The organism is Rhodococcus sp. NPDC079359 (assembly GCF_040702585.1).
Classification (GTDB): domain Bacteria; phylum Actinomycetota; class Actinomycetes; order Mycobacteriales; family Mycobacteriaceae; genus Rhodococcoides.
This window is the reverse complement of the sequence record NZ_JBFBLH010000007.1, coordinates 284,397-300,964: the sequence shown is the minus strand read 5'-3', so window position 1 is coordinate 300,964 and position 16,568 is coordinate 284,397. Positions and strand designations below refer to the sequence as shown.

The following is a 16,568-nucleotide window of genomic DNA, read 5'->3' as shown; positions in this document are numbered from 1 at the left end:
CAGACCAACCTATGTGAGTGGAACTTCGTAGTGGGCTACGAAGTTCTACTCACGTGCGGCGAAGCCGCTCTAGCGGTTCCAGTCTCCGAGACCGTCGGATCCGCTCAGGGTGCCGCCGTCGGTGTTGACGACGATGACGGGGTCGCCCTTCTGGACGTTCTCGAAGAACCACTTGCCGTCTTCGGTGCTGACGTTGAGGCAGCCGTGCGAGGCGTTGGAGTAGCCCTGCTGCGATTCCGACCACGGGGCCGCGTGCACGAAGATGCCGCTGTAGGAGATGCGCGTCGCGTACTCGACGTACGTGCGGTAGCCCTCCTCGGAGTCGATCGGGACGCCGTACGTGGAGGAGTCCATGTACATGTCGCGGAACCGCTCGCCGACGATGTAGGTGCCGTTGGGGGTTTCGTGTCCGACCTTGCCCATCGAGGTGGGCATGGTGCGGACGACCTCGCCGTTGCGGGTGACGGTGATCTGCTTGGTGTTGTCGTCGGCCGTGGTGATGATGGAGTCGCCGGTGGAGAATTCTGCTTTCGCTCCGCCTGCCTTGACGGTCACCTGGGTGTGCGCCGGGTAGAACTCGTTCGGCAGCCAGCGGACCTGGGTGTCGTTGATCCAGTAGAAGTGGCCGTCGACGGACGGGTTCGTGGTGACGCGAATGGCTCGCAGTGCGGCGTCACGATCACCGATTGCCTCGTCGAAACGGATGGCGATGGGCTGCGCGACTCCGACGACCTCGCCGCCGGAGGGGCTGATGCTCGGATCGGCGAAGTTCGCGGGCGCGAGCTGCGGGACGATCTGCTGCTGGGGAGCGGGCGCAGCCGGATCCGAGGACCCCGGCATGCCGGGAATGGAGACGTCCGGGCCGCCGGGCCACAGTGGCGCGGCCTGTGCCGAACCGAATGCGGCGGACGCAGCAAGGGCTGTACCTGCAACGATCGCGCCGATACGGGCGAATCTGCGTGTGCGAACCGGTGATGCCATGTAACCCGACCATCCTTCGTGCTGCGTCGCGATGCCCACCGACAGAGCTGTGCGTGAGCAAAGCCCATTAACACATACCGCCCCGACATTTGCTAATCGGATATTTCCGAAACGGGCGAAAGAAACCGCGAGTACGAGTATCTTCCCGCAACCGGTCCCGAGCACTGTCTTTGCAGGCCAGGACGCATGTGTCGGCAGCCGGGGAACGGGTATGTGCGTGGGGAGCACATCCCGTCCAGACACCGGCGGTTTCCGAAACGGACTCTTCTTCGTCCGGTGTCCGAAAAGGGTGGACCGTGATCTCCGATGCTTTCCCCCGTACCCCAGTCAGTCACATCGTCGTCGTCGTACCCGCACACAACGAGCAGGATCTGCTCGACGCCTGTCTGACGGCCCTGTCCCGGGCGGAGCGCCGCGCCGTCGAAGTGGCGGCGGTGACCGTCTCGACGGTCGTCGTACTCGATGCCTGCACCGACGACTCGGCGCACATCGCCGCACGGCACCCGTCGGTGTCGGCGATCGAGGTAGCCCATCGCAACGTCGGAGCGGCCAGAGCCGCCGGGTTCGCGACCGGCTCGCGAGACGGCAGTCGGCTCGACGCCACCTGGTTCGTCACCACCGATGCGGACACCAGGGTGGGTGAGAACTGGCTGCTCGGCCATCTCCGGCATGCCGCCGAGGGCGCTCGAGCGATAGCAGGAACAGTGGCGGTCGATTTCGAGGGCCACGTCGAGGAGAACCTCGGGTTGCGATCGTCGTACGACGCGCACTACCGGCACGAATTCGGCCACCCACACGTGCACGGCGCCAACCTCGGCGTCCGAGCGACCGAGTACTTCTCCGTCGGGGGATTTGCACCTTTGACCACCGGCGAGGACCACGATCTGGTCCGACGCCTCGAGCTCGGCGGCATCGAGTGCCGTCGAGTGTGCGACATCCCTGTCACGACGTCGGGTCGCCTCAGCGGCAGAGCGCCCGACGGCATGGCCGGATTCCTACGTTCCCTGGAGGCCACCGCATGAGCGAGACCGATTTTCTCGAATCCACCGACCGCGCAGACGTCGACACCGGTCTGCGCAAGGCGTTCTTGGCGTTCGAGGCGGACGGTCGTCTCGACCTGGCACTGCCCGGCTCGGGATACACCGATCTGCGCTGGCAGTCGCTCGCCGCCCTGAGCCGTCACAACACGGTGCTGGGCCGGTGGTCCGAAGCGCATACCGACGCGATCGCGATCCTGCACGAACTCGACGGCCCGACGCCACAGCGCGGTCAGATCTGGGGAGTGTGGGCTGCGGAACCGCCTGCTCCGATTCTCGAGGCGGTGCTGGAGGATTCGGGCTGGGTTCTCACCGGAACGAAGCCGTGGTGCTCGGGTGCGTCACTGTGTACGAACGCTCTGGTCACTGCGCGCGTCGAGGGAAGTCCGCGGCTGTTCGCCGTCGATCTGACACATCCGGGCGCAACTCCGGTACCCGACACGTGGCATGCCGTGGGGATGAGCGAAAGCGATTCCGGCTCGGTTGCATTCGACAGCGTCCCGGCCGTTGCGGTCGGCGGACCGACCGATTACCTCACCCGTCCTGGCTTCTGGCACGGTGCCATCGGGGTGTCGGCCGCCTGGTTCGGTAGCGCGTGCGCAGTGGCGGACACGCTGCACGCCGCCGTCCGCACCAGGCCGGACCCGCACCGTGCCGCACATCTCGGTGCCATCGCAGCGGCACTCGGTGCGGCGTCGAGCGCACTGACCACCGCGGCCGCCGAAGTGGACGCCGATCCGTTCGACCGTTCCGGTCGAGCCCGGACCCGAGCCCGCATCGTGCGGGCGGTGGTCGAGGACGCGGCGACTCAGTGCATCGACCGCGTCGGTCGCGCTCTCGGTGCCGGCCCGCTGTGCAGCGATGCCGAGCATGCGCGGCGCGTCGCAGATCTCACCGTCTATCTGAGGCAGAGCCACGCCGAACGCGATCTCGAAGCCCTCGGGCAGGACATCGCCGAGGAGGACAACCCATGGTAGAGAACGCATTCGACGCCGAAGCCGACGTCGGTACCGCCGAATCGGATTGGATGTCGGCCGACTGGTCCATCCCCGGTCTGCAGTGGAAGGACGTCGTCACGATGGTCGTCGTCGCCCCGCACCCGGACGACGAGGTGCTCGGCGTCGGTGGCCTGCTGTCGTTGGCGGCCGCGGCAGGGGTCGACGTGAGGGTGGTCGCGGTGACCGACGGTGACGGCTCGCACCCCGGTTCCCCGACGGTGACGGCGGAGGATCTGCGGGCACGACGCCCCGTCGAGTCCGAACGAGCGTTGGCGGAGTTGGGAATCGACCACCCTCCGACGCGGTTGCAGATCGCCGACGGTGCCGTCGAGCAGCACGAGGGTGCGGTGGCCGATGCGTTGATGCCGTTGCTCGACGCCACCCCGGGCACCTGGTGCCTGACGCCCTGGCGCGGAGACGGTCATCCCGACCACGAAGCCACCGCGCGGGCCTGTCTCACTGCGTCGAACGCCGTCGGGATACCGGTGGTCGAGTACCCGATCTGGATGTGGCACTGGGCAACTCCGAACCATCCCGCAGTTCCGTGGACACGATGCCGCCGTGTCGATCTCCCGCCGCACGCTCTCGACGCCAAACGCGCGTCCATTGAGCAGTTCGATTCTCAGATCCGGCCCCTGTCCGATCACCCCGCGGATCGAGCGGTGTTGCCGCCGCACATATTGGCCCGCTACCGGCGACCGTTCGAGGTGGTGTTCGCATGAGCATGGATTCTCGGACGAGCCACGGTTCTCCGACCAGCTTGGGTGCCGACTACTTCCGCAATGTCTATGCGGCCAAGGACGATCCGTTCATGCTCGACAGCAAGTGGTACGAGCGACGCAAGTACGCATTGACCATGGCCTCGCTACCGAAGCCGCACTATCGGCGAGCACTCGAACCCGGCTGCTCCATCGGCGTGCTCACCGAACAGTTGGCGACCCGGTGCGATCACGTGGTGTCGACCGATGTGGTGGACAGTGCTCTCGATTCGGCCCGCACGCGTGTAGGTGAGACTGCCGCAGTCGAATTCGCGTTGTGGTCGTTGTCCGACCATTGGTCGGCATTGCCGACACCCGAGGAGACGTTCGATCTGATCGTCGTCAGCGAGGTCGGCTACTACCTCGACGCCGCGGATCTCGCATCGGCGATGACGCGCGCCGTCGATCACCTGGAAACAGGGGGCACTCTGGTGGCAGCGCATTGGCGGCACGACGTGGACGACTATCCGATCTCGGGTGATCGCGTGCACGAGATCATCGCCGCAACAACCGGTTTGGCGTTACTGAGTCGCTATCTGGACGAGGACGTTCGGATCGAGGTCTTCGTCGCCTCGGACGGTCCGGCGGTGTCGGTCGCGAGCACCGACGGCCTCGACGTGCGCTGACTGCGCTCGACCTCCAGCAGACGGGGCTCAGTCGGTCGATTTCGCGGCGTCGATGACCAGCTGTTCGGCGAGATCGGCGAGTTTGACGTTGGTGTCCTGAGACAGCTTGGCCAGCAAGGCGAATGCCGCCTGCGAGTTCAGGTTGTAGCGCTCCATCAACATGCCCTTGGCTTGACCGATCAGGTCTCGATTGGTCAACGCGGCCCGAATCTGCTGCTCCTCGCGTGCGGTGGAGAACGCGATGGCCGCGTGCGCAGCGAACAGTGAACCGATCGACTCGGCCTCGGCACTGAATGCGTCGGTACGAGTGGAATGCAGGTTCAGTGCGCCGAAGTTGACTCCCTCGACGTAGAGCTGGAAACAGATCATGCTCTTGACCCCGAGCGCAGACGCCGCGTCGGCGAACAGCGGCCAGCGGGTGTCGCTGTCCATGTCGTCGATCCTGATGGTCGTCTGTTCGATCGCCGATTCGAGGCACGGTCCCTCGCCCAGCTGCTCCTGAATCTTGTCGCAGTGGCCGGCGGGCTCACCACACAGCGCGGCGCTGTGTACGAACTTGCCCTGCAGCACGGTGGTGATGGACGCGAATTCTGCGGACGGCACATTGGCCACCGCGGACTCGGTGATGACGGCCAGAACTCGATCCGGATCCGAATGCTGACGCCGCAGCTTCTCGGCCACCTCGGCCATCCGTCGACTCAGCTCGAAATCGTTGACCCGCGAGCGCGTGCCCGTCGAATCCATTGTCTGCTCGCTGATGGTCGTCACCTCGTCCTGCTGTTGCACCAGCCCTGCTACTGCGCAGGGGCGCATCCCGGCATCGGCGGTGTGCCGACAACACAGGATACGCCCCTGATGGCAAAGCTCAACGACCGTTAGCGGGGCATCAGAGTGTGCTGGGTGCGATCAGCGAGTGCACGAACCCGATTTTCTTCACGACGATCGGCGGCAGCACGAACGGGTAGAGGTCCTGGTGTCCCATCGATCGGTTGATCTGGTTCAGCGCCCACGACAGCGGCAACCACCAGTCGACGATCTGATCGAAGCCGACGTCACCGGGCAACGGGCTCTCCAGCGTCGAACCGGCCGGGGCCATGCCGAACGCTGCGGCCGTGTCCAGGGTGTCGCGGATGTGCAGGTAGTGCGCGAACGTCTCGGCCCAGTCCTCGGCGGGGTGCATGGTGGCGTAGGACGAGACGTAGTTGTCCTCCCAGCCCTCGGGCGCACCTTCGCTGTAGTGGCGGTCGAGGGCGTCCTGGTAGCTCGAATCCGGATCCCCGAACAGCTCCTCGAAGGCCGCGCGGTGCTCACCGTCTCCGACCAGCACCATCTGGTAGTAGTGGCCGATCTCGTGCCGGAAGTGCCCGACGAGCGTGCGATACGGCTCGGACATCGCGACGCGCAACTGTTCGCGGTGCACGTCGTCTCCCTCGGCGAGGTCGAGGGTGATCAAGCCGTTGTCGTGGCCGGTCATCACCTGTTGTTCTGCGCTGGAGAGCAGATCGAACACCAGGCCGGTCGCGGTGTCCTCGTCCCGGCCCACGATGGGCAGCCCAAGTTCGGTCAGTTCGAGCACGACGCGACGCTTGTTGGTCTCGGCGTCGGCGTACGCGGCCATCGCGTCGACGTCGTCGTCGGCGGGGCGAGTGCGGGTGAGCCGGCAGGACACGCAGAGTTCGTCGGTGTCGGCCGTGTCGACCAGCCAGTTGCAGCGCGCAGTGTTGAGGTTGGCGCACATCTTCCACGTGGCCCCGTCCACCTCTGCCTCGGCGACACCGTCGTCGGCCTTGTCCGGGAGCACCAGCAGGGCTCTGCTCGGCAGATGGAAGCCGAGTGCGCTCGAGCAGCTCAGACACAGTGAGTTCTCGAACGACAGCTTCTGTCCGCATTTGCGGCAGATGAAATCACGCATGGATGTTCCTTCGTGGCAGGGGTTGAGTCGGACTCGTATTCCCGTTTATGTGCGGACTAATGCCGTTTGTCGAATATGTCGTGCACATCTCTCGCCGTGCGGCGGATTCGACGGCGCAATAACGTTACTCTGCGTTCTCCCACCTGCGTGGAAGCAAAGCGCCGACCGCCGCGTTGGTACAGACTGCTTCACAACACTCTCCGAGAGGACGCGGGCCGGAAGATGGCAGATCAGATCACGCCGACGAATCGGCCGATGGCGCGTTTCGTCGAACGGATCTCGCGAGCTCGCGGCGAGAGAAACAGCGAGACCCTGGCGGCGGGCTTTCTGCTCGCGGCGACACTCATCGCGCTGATCTGGGCCAATTCACCCTTCGGCGAGACCTATCAGTCGTTCTGGCACACGGAGATGTCGATCACCATCGGCGAGCACGGCATCTCTCTCGACCTGGCCCACTGGGTCAACGACGGGCTCATGGCGCTGTTCTTCTTCGTCGTCGGCCTCGAAGTCAAGCGCGAGTTCGCGATGGGTGAGCTCACCGACCGATCCCGTGCCGCTATTCCGATCGTCGCTGCCGTTGCCGGCCTGGCCGCGCCTGCGTTGCTGTTCCTTGCCTTCAATCCGTCCGGGCCCGCTGCCCAGGCCTGGGGCGTCGTCATCTCCACGGACACCGCATTCCTGCTCGGGGCGCTCGCCGTCCTCGGACCGAAGAAGGCTGCGCGGCTGCGCATCTTCCTGCTCACGCTCGCTGTCGCGGACGACGTGGGCGCGCTGGCGATCATCGCGTTCTTCTACACCGACAACCTCGACGTGGTGCCGCTGATCCTGGCGTTCGTCGGGCTCGGATTGATCTTCCTGCTGCGCCGGCTCGAGGTGTGGCGCGGAGTCGGCTACTTCGTCGTCGCACTGTTCACGTGGGTCGCAATGTACGAGTCCGGAGTGCACCCCACGCTTGCCGGAGTGATGATCGCGCTGATCCTTCCGGTCTACCCGCCGCGACGCACCGAGGTCGAACGCGCGTCGGATCTGACGCGCGCGTTCCGTCAGTCACCCAATCCCGAATACGCCCGCGCGGCCCGCCTCGGACTCGATCGCGCGGTGTCGGTCAACGAACGTCTCATGCGGCTCTATCAGCCGTACACGGCGTTCATCATCGTGCCGATCTTCGCGCTCGCCAACGCCGGCGTGGTGCTGAGCTCCGAGACATTGAAAGCTGCATCGACCTCGACGCTCACCTGGGGCATCATCGCCGGCCTCGTCCTCGGCAAGCTCGTCGGAATCACCGCTGCCTCTGCGGTTTTCGCGAAACTACGGCCGTCCTCCCTCGCTCCGGGACTGACGCTGTCGCACATCGCCGGTGGTGCGGCGATGTCCGGCATCGGGTTCACGATCTCCCTGTTCATCATCGACCTCGCCCTCGACGACGAACTCCTGGCCGACGAGGCACGCGTGGGCGTGTTGGCCGCCTCGGTCATCGCGGCGGTGTTGGGCTGGATCCTGTTCCGCATCGACGAGAAGATTCATCCGCCGAAAGCCGAGGCATCCCTGCGCATTCTGCGCCCGGTGAACGCCAAGCGCGATCACATCCGCGGTCCGGTGGACGCACCACTGACGATCGTGGAGTACGCGGATTTCGAGTGCCCGTTCTGCAGCAAGGCAACCGGCAGCGTCGCCGAGGTACGCAAACACTTCGGCGACGACCTGCGCTACGTCTACCGACACCTGCCGCTCGACGACTATCACCCGCACGCCCGCTACGCCGCGTACGCCAGCGAGGCCGCCGCAGCGCAGGGCAAGTTCTGGGAGATGGCCGATCTGTTGTTCCGCAACAGTGATGCTCTCGAACCCGACGACATCGACGGCTACGCACGCGAACTCGGCCTCGACATGGACAAATTCGAGGACGACATCCGCACCGGCGATCACGTCGTTCGCGTCGAGGACGACGAACTCGACGCATCGTCCTCGGACGTGGACGGCACCCCGACCTTCTACCTGGGACGCGGCGACAAGAACCTGACCAGGCACATCGGACCATACGATGCGGCGACATTGATCCGGGAACTCGAATCCATGTGAGTCGTGGGCAAGGTTGCACAGAACACGGCTCGATCGACCGGATCCCGTCGATACGGCTTCGTAGTGTGCAACCTTGCCCGGCGACTCGAAGTAGACCGGACGGTATGCTGCAGTGAGGCGTATGGCAGCAGGAGGGACCGACCGTGGACGCAGAATCCGCGCGCGCGATAACGGGAGCGATCGCGCTGACACTGTTCGTGTTGTCGCTGACGGTGTACGTGACCGCATTGGTGACCAAAGACCCCGACCAAGAACCCAATTCGTTGATCGGCATCAAAACGCGGGCCACCAAGTCCAGCAAGGAAGCCTGGGTCGCCGGCCACAGAGCCGCATATCCCTACATGATGGCGGGCGGCACCCAGTGCCTCGCATCAGCGGTGTTGATCGCCGGGCTACTGGTCCTGGGCTCTGTCCCCGCCACGGCCATGCTGACGCTCTCGGTGGCCTTGGCACTCGGCGGAACCGTCATCCTGACCCTGAGCGGAATCAAGGCCGACCGCGAAGCGAAACGACATGCACGCGTCGAGTGATGGATTTCCGTGCAGGCAGTCTCGACAGAGACATCGCCATGGGGACCGCGCCCGGGCAAGGTTGCACAGAACGCGTCCGCGTCGACTGAATCCCGTCGATACGGCGTCGTAGTGTGCAACGTTGCCCGACTCCGTCAGCTCTCCGTTCGATTCCCCTCGGCATCCCAGTGCTCGGCGACCTTTTTCGACGGCTGCACTCGGGGCGGTTCGCCGGGCATCTTGGGGTAATCCGGCGGGAAGTTCAGCTCCCCACCCGGCAGTGTTTCCCACAGGTGCAGAAGGGGTTCGAGGGAGTAGGCCTGCTCGTCCATATCGGCCCACGGGTCTCCGTCCTGAACCAGCTCCGGCACCGTGACGAGGTTGTATTCACGTGGATCGGTGACATCTGCCAACTGCGACCACGTCATCGGAGTGCTCACCGTCGCACCCGGCCGGGCCCGCAGACTCCACGCGCTGGCGATGGTTCGGTCTCGATTGTTCTGGTTGTAGTCGATGAAGATGCGTTCTCCGCGTTCCTCTTTCCACCAGTTGGTGGTCACCCCGTCGTCGCGTCGTTCGAGTTCTCGGCCCAGACCGATGGCCGCGTGGCGCACCTGCTCGAAGGTGTACTGCGGCTCGATGCGGACGTAGATGTGAATGCCCCGATTCCCGCTCGTCTTCGGGTAGCCGCGTAAACCCAGCTCCTCCAACAGCTCTCGGGTCACGTCGGCCACTCGCAGGGCGTCCGCGAACGTGGTTCCCGGCTGCGGATCGAGGTCAAGCCGGAGCTCGTCGGGATGGTCGACGTCCGGTCGCCGCACCGGCCACGGATGGAAGGTCAGCGTGCCCATTTGCGCCGCCCACACCAGCGACGCGGATTCGGACGGGCACAGCTCTTCGGCGGTGCGCTTGCTGGGGAACGCGATCTTCACCGTCTCGATCCACTCGGGCGCGCCCTTGGGCAACCGCTTCTGATAGAAACCGTCGCCCTCCTTGTCCTGGGGTCCGAGTGCCAATCGCATGCCCTCGCGATAGCCGTCGGGCCAACGCTCCATCGCGGTGGGGCGGTCACCGATCGCCCGCATCAGCGGCTCCCCGACGGCCGCGAAGTACTCGCACACCTGCAGTTTGGTGATCTCCGGGGTGCGTTCGGTGGCCTCGAAGATCACGCGATCGGGGCTCGACACTCGCACTTCGCGCTCGCCGGCCTGCACGAACGCCGGTGGTGTTTTCGCGGCCATGGCTACCGTCCCCCGGCAATGACGTCGGCGACGTCGTAGCGCACCGGAACCTCGAGCTGGTCGTACGCGCACGAGCGCGGCTCACGATCGGGTCGCCACCGCAGGAACCGCGCCACGTGCCGCAGCCGAGCCCCTTCCATCTGGTCGTAGGCCACCTCGATGACTCGCTCGATACGCACCGGGATCCAGTTGCGGTCGTTGGACGAATTCCAGCGTGTCGCTTCACCGTCGTACGTGACGTCGTCGCCGAGCCGGAGCGGTTCGAGTTCTTCGAGCAGTTCCAGCCGGCGCTTGTCGGTGAAGGCCGACGCGCCGCCGATCATGCGCAGGTCGTCGCCGTCGTACAGACCGAGGAGCAGAGATCCGATACCGTTGCCGGACTTGTGGATTCGGTAGCCGATCAACACACAGTCGGCGGTACGCGCATGCTTGATCTTGACCATCTCGCGCTTGTTCGGCAGATAGAGACCGTCGAGCTTCTTGGCCACCACACCGTCGAGCCCGGCACCCTCGAAACGCTCGAACCAATCCTCGGCCACCGCCGCATCGTCGGTGGCAGAGGTGACGTGACAGCTCGTCCCGCCGGTACCCACCGCGTCGAGCAGTCTCGCTCGCCGCGTCGAGAACGGCTCACCCGTCAGGTCCTCGTCGCCGACGGCCAACAGATCGAAGCCGATGAACTGCGCGGGAGTCTTCTCCGCGAGCATGGTCACCCGACTCGCCGCGGGATGAATCCGTTCGGACAGCGACTCCCAGTCCAGACGAGTGGATCCGTCCTTCTCGCGGGGGACGACGATCTCGCCGTCGACGACGATCCTCTCGGGCAGCTCGGCCTTGACTGCCTCCACCAACTCCGGGAAATAGCGTGCCAGGTCCTTACCGCCACGTGACCCCAGCACCACCTCGTCTCCGTCACGGAAGACGATCGCGCGAAACCCGTCCCATTTCGGCTCGTACGACCACACCGCGGGCCCGTCCTCGGGCTGTGCGGGCACCACTTTCGCGGCTTTGGCGAGCATCGGTGCGACCGGCACGGCAAGAGGAAGATCCACGCAGTTCATCCTGCCTCATGCAGCCGACGAGCGAGTCCGATATTTTCTACACGAGCACGGTCGAACCTACGAGGGCAGGACTCACCATGGCGTCATCCAGTCGTTCGGTCCGCGCTCTCGTGCTCGCGTTGTCGTCGTGCGCAGCGCTGATACTCGGCGGGTGCGCCTCGGAAGTGTCCGGTACCGCCGTCGCCATCTCCGGTGCCACCATTCCCGCCACCACGACCACCACCCCGCCCACCACCACACCGCAAACCGACATCGACGACGGCGGCAGTGTCGACATCGACGTGGAGATCGGCGAGTGCGTGGCCCTGGGCGGAACCGTCGACGAGGCGGCCATCGACAACGCGACCTGCGGATCTCCGCAGTCCAACTATGTCGTCTTCGCCAAGACGCCCACCTCGGCCGAGTGCCCCGCGGATGCCGATCAGTACTACTACGAGACCTACTTCGACATCGAACAGGGAGCCCTGTGCCTCGACATCGACTGGCAGGTCGGTGGATGCATGGACCTCGTCGGTGAATTCGCTCAGCGGATCGACTGCGCGACCCCCGGTGCCGACACCCGCCGCGTCGTGACCATCCTGCAGGGCACCTCGTCCGTCGACGACTGCCCCGACCCCGCGCTGTACGGATTCGAGAAGGACTCACGCAACTTCGTCGTCTGCGTCGAACGGTTGTGACCGCCACCGACATCTCGGTCTCGAGCGCTCGGGGGCGCTGGATCGTCGCAGCCACGGTGCTCGGTTCGGCTCTGGCGATGCTCGACGCCACCGTGGTCAATATCGCGTTACCCGCGATCGGTCGCGATCTCGGTTCGGGCGTCACCGGTCTGCAGTGGACGCTGAGCGGTTACACGTTGACGCTGGCCTCGCTGATTCTGCTGGGCGGGTCCCTCGGTGACCGGCTGGGGCGCAGGCGGGTGTTCGTCTGGGGCACCGTCTGGTTCGCGGCCGCGTCGGTGCTGTGCGGGCTCGCTCCCAGCATCGAGGTGCTGGTCGCGGCGCGGCTGCTGCAGGGAGTAGGTGCGGCCTTGTTGACGCCGGGTTCTCTCGCGCTGATCTCGGCCTCCATCAGGGCCGAGGATCGAGGAGCTGCGATCGGTCTGTGGTCGGGTCTCGGCGGTGTCGCGTCCGCGGTCGGTCCGTTGCTCGGCGGCTGGTTGGTCGACGCCGTCGGGTGGCGTTCGGTGTTCCTCATCAACATCCCGCTCGCCGTCGTGGTCGTGTGGGTGGCAGCGAAACATGTTCCCGAGAGCCGAGATCCGCACGCATCCGGCCGACTCGACGTACCGGGAGCGGTGACCGTTGCGGCGGCGCTGGGTCTGCTCACATACGGTCTGATCGAGTCACATGCTCTCGCGCTCGCTCTGGGTGTCGTCGCGGCCGGGGTGTTCGTGGTGATCGAGCGTCGCTCGCACGATCCACTGGTTCCGCCGTCACTGTTCGCCTCCCGAGTGTTCCTGGCGGCCAACCTCGTCACCTTCGCCGTGTACGCGGCTCTGGGCGGCGTGTTCTTTCTTCTGGTGCTGCAGTTGCAGTTCGCCGTGGGCTACTCACCCATCGCGGCCGGGGTGGCCACGCTGCCGATCACCGCTCTGATGCTCGTCCTGTCCGCCCGCGCGGGCAGAATTGCCGGACGCATCGGACCTCGTGTTCCGATGACCGTCGGGCCGCTGCTCTCGGCACTGGGGCTGTTGCTGATGTTGCGCATCGGACCCGGATCCACCTACGCCACAGACGTTCTGCCCGCGGTTCTCGTCTTCGGGCTCGGATTGTCCGCTCTGGTGGCCCCGCTGACCGGAGCGGTTCTGGGCGCGGTGTCGACCGATCGTGCCGGAATCGCGTCGGGTGTCAACAATGCCGTGGCCCGCACCAGCCAACTGCTCGCTGTGGCCGCGCTCCCTGCACTCGCCGGTATCGCTGGATCCGATTACGCTGCGCCGGAGGTGTTCTCGGACGGCTTCCACACCGCCATGCTGATGTGCGCCGGATTGCTGGTGATCGGTGCGGTCATCGCGGCGGTACTGATCCGCGGCACCGGCGACGACGCGTCGAACTGTCCCCCGCACTGCGACATCGGCTCACCGCCACCTGCCTCGCGTCGGAGCGCGTGACTCACCGCACTGGGTCATCGCACGATCAGCACCGAGCAGTCGGCGTGGTGAACGAGATTCTGACTGACCGACCCCAGAATCGTCCCACGCAGAGCACCTCGACCCCGAGAACCCACCACGAGCATCGACGCCGACGCCGACATCGCCCGCAGGCCTCGCGTCGGGCTCGATTGGGCGCTCACGGTCGTCAGTGCAACATCGGGGTACTTCTCGTGCATTTTCTCCACATGCGTTTCGAGCCAATGCTTTTCGTGCGCGCGAATGCTCACCCAGTCGATCTCCTCGAATCCCGTTCCCAGGCCCGGCTGGGCCGCGAATCCCCAGTAGTTCGCCGCGACCACCGGTGCACCGACGGTCTGGGCGAACTCGAGCGCTGCACTCAACGCTCGATCCGACTGCTCACTTCCGTCGACGCCCACCACGATGGGCCGGGCGGGATCGACGCTCTCCCCACCACCACGCACCAGCAGTACGGGGCAACGGGCGTGCGTGACGACCCGAAGGGTGTTGCTGCCCAACGTCAGGTCTCGTAGTGCACTCGACTTCCTCGATCCCAGCACGATCAATTCGGCATCGGCATTCGACAGGTACGACGCGATGGTGCCGTCGACGCTGACGATGTCGACGGACACGTCGGGTGCAACGTCGTGCATCGCTCCGGCCGCGCGGGTGAGATGCTTTCGCCCGATCATGCGGAGGTCCCGCTCGAGCGCACCGCCGTCGACGAACGCTGCCGATCCGTACCAATCCCCTTCGGGGACAGCGTGAATCAACCGAACGGACGCATGTGTCTTCGCGGCGTAGGTGGCCGCCCACAGCGCTGCGGCATCGGCCTCGGTGGAGCCGTCGATGCCCACCAGGATGGGAAGCACGCGGTCGGTGGAATTGCTCATGATGTGTTCCTGTCTCGATGGGAAGCCGTCGGGTCGGTCAGGGGTGGAACAGGGCAGATACTTCGTCGGTATCGATATCGGTGCGGCATCCGCTCGATTCGAGCTCGACGTAGAAGGTCTCGTAGCCGCGCGGGTCGGCCCCGCTGACACCGGTGCTGCGCCGCTCGAACACGCGCACCCCCGGCCACCGGCCGAGCACCGCTGTTCTCAGATCGTGTCCGTCCGGGGAGGTTCCAGCGAGCGGTCCGTATTCGGCGATCATCACCGCGTACACGGTGCCGCCGGTCGACGCGGTGGTCACCGGAAACACCGTCGACCCTGTCGATGCCGGACTGTCGACGGTGATGGAATCGGTCTCCATCCGCCGGGTGCCTGCCGCTGCTCGTGCGTCGTTCGTCATCGTCGAGTCCCCGCTGTCGTCGTGTCTCTGCAGATCATCACCGGGCAGCGCGCGTGCCGCGTGAGGTTGCTACTGGTCGATCCGAACAGTGCTCTCGCCACCACTCCCCGTCCGTGACTGCCGACCACCACGAGGCCGGCGCGCTTGGACAGATCTATCAACAGATGCGCTGGATTACCCTGTTGCACAATATGTTCGACGGATACGTCCGGATACTTCTCGCTCCATCCGGCAAGACATTCCGACAGCAGCATTCGCTGCTCGCGCTCGATCTCGGCACTGTCGGGCGATCCAGGCAGGGAGAGCGCCGCCCCCTGGGACAACGAGCTCCAGGCAAGCGCGGCGATCATCGGCACACCCAACAGCGACGCCAGATCGAAGGCCTGCTCGACGGCCACCTCACTCGTCGCACTGCCGTCGATACCGACGAGGATCGGTGCGTCGACGGTGCCGACTCCCTCCCGCCAGACGATCACCGGACACAGAGCCGCGTTCGAGGTCTCCTGCGCCGTGCTCCCGAACAACGCCGACACGATCGGGCCGGAACCGGAGTTGCCGACGACGAGCATGCGCGCGGTGCGGGAGTGCCCGACCATCATCGTGCAGGCGGTCGCTTCCTCCACCGAGGTGGTCACGGCCAGATTCGGATGATGGGCCAGCACCGCGGTGGCAACGTCGGTGACGACGCGTTCGGCCGCGCGCCGCTGCTCGTCCCACACCTCCCTCGGCACCACCGTTGCGGGCTCGCCCATGTAGAACACGGGTTGCTGGACTGCCCCGGCGATCAGCAGCGGAGAATCCACCTTCTCGGCCAGGGTGGCCGCCCAGCGGGCAGCGTCGATACTGGCGGGCGAGCCGTCGACGCCGACAACGATTTTCTGGTGTCCTGCGAGAATCACGATCGTCTCCTGTTCGTTGCGCGGGCGGGTGCCGAGAGCACCGACGCGACCGCGTGTCGTGGGGTTCGGGGTGGCGGTGAGCCGATCATCGGTTTACCGACTCGAATCAGCACCTGCGCGACGCCAGTGCGTGCAGCGAGAGACTCGACCAAGCGCCTGCTACCCGACTGTTCCGTCATGTGCGTCAACGGGCACGTCGCCAGTCCGTCCGCTGTCGCTGCCAAGAGGAAGGCAGACATGGCTCGACCGCTCTGCAGCCAATCCAGGCGTTCGTCCGATGACGTCTCGAGCAGCACCACGGTGGATTCGTCCTCGACCGGCTCGTGTGTCACGGTCGCGGCAACCCGGTGCGGTTCGGGGAACACTCGTCCGACCTGCACCCTCGATGCATCCGCGCGGTTCGTCAGAGCCTCGGGCGGAATTCCTCCCGATCGGAACGCGTGCCCGGCCCACCATCTGATCTCCGCCTGATACGTCGCGTCGTACTTACGTACGCTCGCACTCAGAGTCGATGCCTTCGCCAACGTCTCTTTGGACTCGGCCGACAGGACTGTCATCTCGGTGCCGTAGTGCTCCTGACCCAGGTATCGCGTCAGATCGCGATTGCTCGGCACCGGCCCGAACGCTCGCCGATCCGAGTACCGCCGATTGATCGCAGTGAGCAGGTCGAACTCGTGCGACCGGGGATGCGCGTCGTGTACGAAACGAACACGCGCGAGGTGATCCGGTGCACCCGGGGTCGGCAACAGGTCGATCTCTGCCGTCCACCTGTTGGCTGCCGCGGCCTTCTGCAGGTGGTCCAAGGCAGCCCCGCAGCTCATCACCATCTGCCGCTCGGTCGGGTCTATCGCCCCGAGCACGCGCGAGCTGTCGGTGTACAGATCGAGTACGTGCTCGGAGTAGATCCACCTCCACGGCTGACTGTTGTGCACCGACGGAGCGCGACACGCGAGCTCCACCAGCATCTCCACCACGGCCGTATCCGGCTGATCGTTCATCGTCTCTCCTCGGACTCCCACCGCGATGCGGTGACACACTCACTCTCTCCCCGAGCTGGTGGTGCT

17 protein-coding genes are annotated in these 16,568 nt (G+C 65.5%); 8 read left to right on the top strand and 9 right to left on the bottom strand.

The window, feature by feature from the left end; all coding sequences use genetic code 11:
- Nucleotides 1-69: 69 nt before the first annotated feature.
- Nucleotides 70-981, bottom strand: a complete 912-nt coding sequence (locus tag AB0362_RS18580) for a L,D-transpeptidase (RefSeq protein WP_366236038.1) — start codon at nt 979-981, stop codon at nt 70-72.
- A 296-nt stretch (nt 982-1,277) separates the two neighbouring features.
- Between AB0362_RS18580 and AB0362_RS18575 the strand changes: the two genes are divergently transcribed.
- The 4 genes from AB0362_RS18575 to AB0362_RS18560 are packed head-to-tail and all read left to right on the top strand — an operon-like array spanning nt 1,278 to nt 4,400.
- The gene (locus AB0362_RS18575) at nt 1,278-2,003 is read left to right on the top strand and encodes a glycosyltransferase family 2 protein (RefSeq protein WP_149406890.1); all 726 of its coding nucleotides are present in this window, start codon (nt 1,278-1,280) and stop codon (nt 2,001-2,003) included.
- Nucleotides 2,000-2,995, top strand: a complete 996-nt coding sequence (locus tag AB0362_RS18570; RefSeq protein ID WP_366236037.1) for an acyl-CoA dehydrogenase family protein — start codon at nt 2,000-2,002, stop codon at nt 2,993-2,995. The genes AB0362_RS18575 and AB0362_RS18570 overlap by 4 nt, the downstream gene beginning before the upstream one ends.
- Nucleotides 2,989-3,738, top strand: a complete 750-nt coding sequence (locus AB0362_RS18565) for a PIG-L family deacetylase (RefSeq protein WP_366236036.1) — start codon at nt 2,989-2,991, stop codon at nt 3,736-3,738. The genes AB0362_RS18570 and AB0362_RS18565 overlap by 7 nt, the downstream gene beginning before the upstream one ends.
- A complete protein-coding gene (locus tag AB0362_RS18560) occupies nt 3,735-4,400 on the top strand; it encodes an SAM-dependent methyltransferase (RefSeq protein ID WP_366236035.1) in 666 nt (221 codons plus the stop codon). Before AB0362_RS18565 ends, AB0362_RS18560 begins: the two co-directional genes overlap by 4 nt.
- A gap of 27 nt (nt 4,401-4,427) precedes the next feature.
- Here the strand turns inward: AB0362_RS18560 and AB0362_RS18555 are convergent, their stop codons facing one another.
- Together AB0362_RS18555 and AB0362_RS18550 are read right to left on the bottom strand one after the other, a co-directional pair.
- Nucleotides 4,428-5,168 (bottom strand): GAF and ANTAR domain-containing protein, encoded by a 741-nt coding sequence (locus AB0362_RS18555; RefSeq protein WP_366236052.1) that lies wholly within the window; start codon nt 5,166-5,168, stop codon nt 4,428-4,430.
- Between the two features lie 118 nt (nt 5,169-5,286).
- On the bottom strand, nt 5,287-6,312 hold the full coding sequence (locus AB0362_RS18550) for a putative zinc-binding metallopeptidase (RefSeq protein ID WP_366236034.1): 1,026 nt from the start codon (nt 6,310-6,312) through the stop codon (nt 5,287-5,289).
- 222 nt (nt 6,313-6,534) lie between these two features.
- On the opposite strand from AB0362_RS18550, the gene nhaA reads away from it, so the two are divergent.
- Nucleotides 6,535-8,391, top strand: a complete 1,857-nt coding sequence (gene nhaA, locus AB0362_RS18545; protein ID WP_366236033.1) for a Na+/H+ antiporter NhaA — start codon at nt 6,535-6,537, stop codon at nt 8,389-8,391.
- A gap of 143 nt (nt 8,392-8,534) precedes the next feature.
- Complete coding sequence (locus tag AB0362_RS18540) at nt 8,535-8,921, top strand: SdpI family protein (RefSeq protein WP_366236032.1); 387 nt, start codon at nt 8,535-8,537, stop codon at nt 8,919-8,921.
- 134 nt (nt 8,922-9,055) lie between these two features.
- On the opposite strand, the gene AB0362_RS18535 is transcribed toward AB0362_RS18540, so the two are convergent.
- Both AB0362_RS18535 and AB0362_RS18530 read right to left on the bottom strand, forming a co-directional pair.
- Nucleotides 9,056-10,141: a DNA polymerase domain-containing protein gene (locus AB0362_RS18535; RefSeq protein ID WP_366236031.1), complete on the bottom strand. Its 1,086-nt coding sequence runs from the start codon at nt 10,139-10,141 to the stop codon at nt 9,056-9,058.
- Between the two features lie 2 nt (nt 10,142-10,143).
- Nucleotides 10,144-11,193 (bottom strand): ATP-dependent DNA ligase, encoded by a 1,050-nt coding sequence (locus tag AB0362_RS18530; protein WP_366236030.1) that lies wholly within the window; start codon nt 11,191-11,193, stop codon nt 10,144-10,146.
- Between the two features lie 86 nt (nt 11,194-11,279).
- Here AB0362_RS18530 and AB0362_RS18525 point away from each other — a divergent pair, with 86 nt between their 5' ends.
- Both AB0362_RS18525 and AB0362_RS18520 read left to right on the top strand, forming a co-directional pair.
- On the top strand, nt 11,280-11,879 hold the full coding sequence (locus AB0362_RS18525) for a hypothetical protein (protein ID WP_366236029.1): 600 nt from the start codon (nt 11,280-11,282) through the stop codon (nt 11,877-11,879).
- On the top strand, nt 11,876-13,312 hold the full coding sequence (locus tag AB0362_RS18520; protein ID WP_366236028.1) for an MFS transporter: 1,437 nt from the start codon (nt 11,876-11,878) through the stop codon (nt 13,310-13,312). Before AB0362_RS18525 ends, AB0362_RS18520 begins: the two co-directional genes overlap by 4 nt.
- Before the next feature lie 14 nt (nt 13,313-13,326).
- On the opposite strand, the gene AB0362_RS18515 is transcribed toward AB0362_RS18520, so the two are convergent.
- The 4 genes from AB0362_RS18515 to AB0362_RS18500 are packed head-to-tail and all read right to left on the bottom strand — an operon-like array spanning nt 13,327 to nt 16,502.
- Complete coding sequence (locus tag AB0362_RS18515) at nt 13,327-14,205, bottom strand: universal stress protein (RefSeq protein ID WP_366236027.1); 879 nt, start codon at nt 14,203-14,205, stop codon at nt 13,327-13,329.
- Nucleotides 14,206-14,242: 37 nt separating this feature from the next.
- The gene (locus AB0362_RS18510) at nt 14,243-14,605 is read right to left on the bottom strand and encodes a hypothetical protein (RefSeq protein WP_269595218.1); all 363 of its coding nucleotides are present in this window, start codon (nt 14,603-14,605) and stop codon (nt 14,243-14,245) included.
- On the bottom strand, nt 14,602-15,504 hold the full coding sequence (locus AB0362_RS18505; RefSeq protein WP_366236026.1) for a universal stress protein: 903 nt from the start codon (nt 15,502-15,504) through the stop codon (nt 14,602-14,604). The genes AB0362_RS18510 and AB0362_RS18505 overlap by 4 nt, the downstream gene beginning before the upstream one ends.
- Complete coding sequence (locus tag AB0362_RS18500) at nt 15,501-16,502, bottom strand: nitroreductase family protein (RefSeq protein ID WP_269595220.1); 1,002 nt, start codon at nt 16,500-16,502, stop codon at nt 15,501-15,503. The genes AB0362_RS18505 and AB0362_RS18500 overlap by 4 nt, the downstream gene beginning before the upstream one ends.
- Between the last annotated feature and the right edge of the window lie 66 nt (nt 16,503-16,568).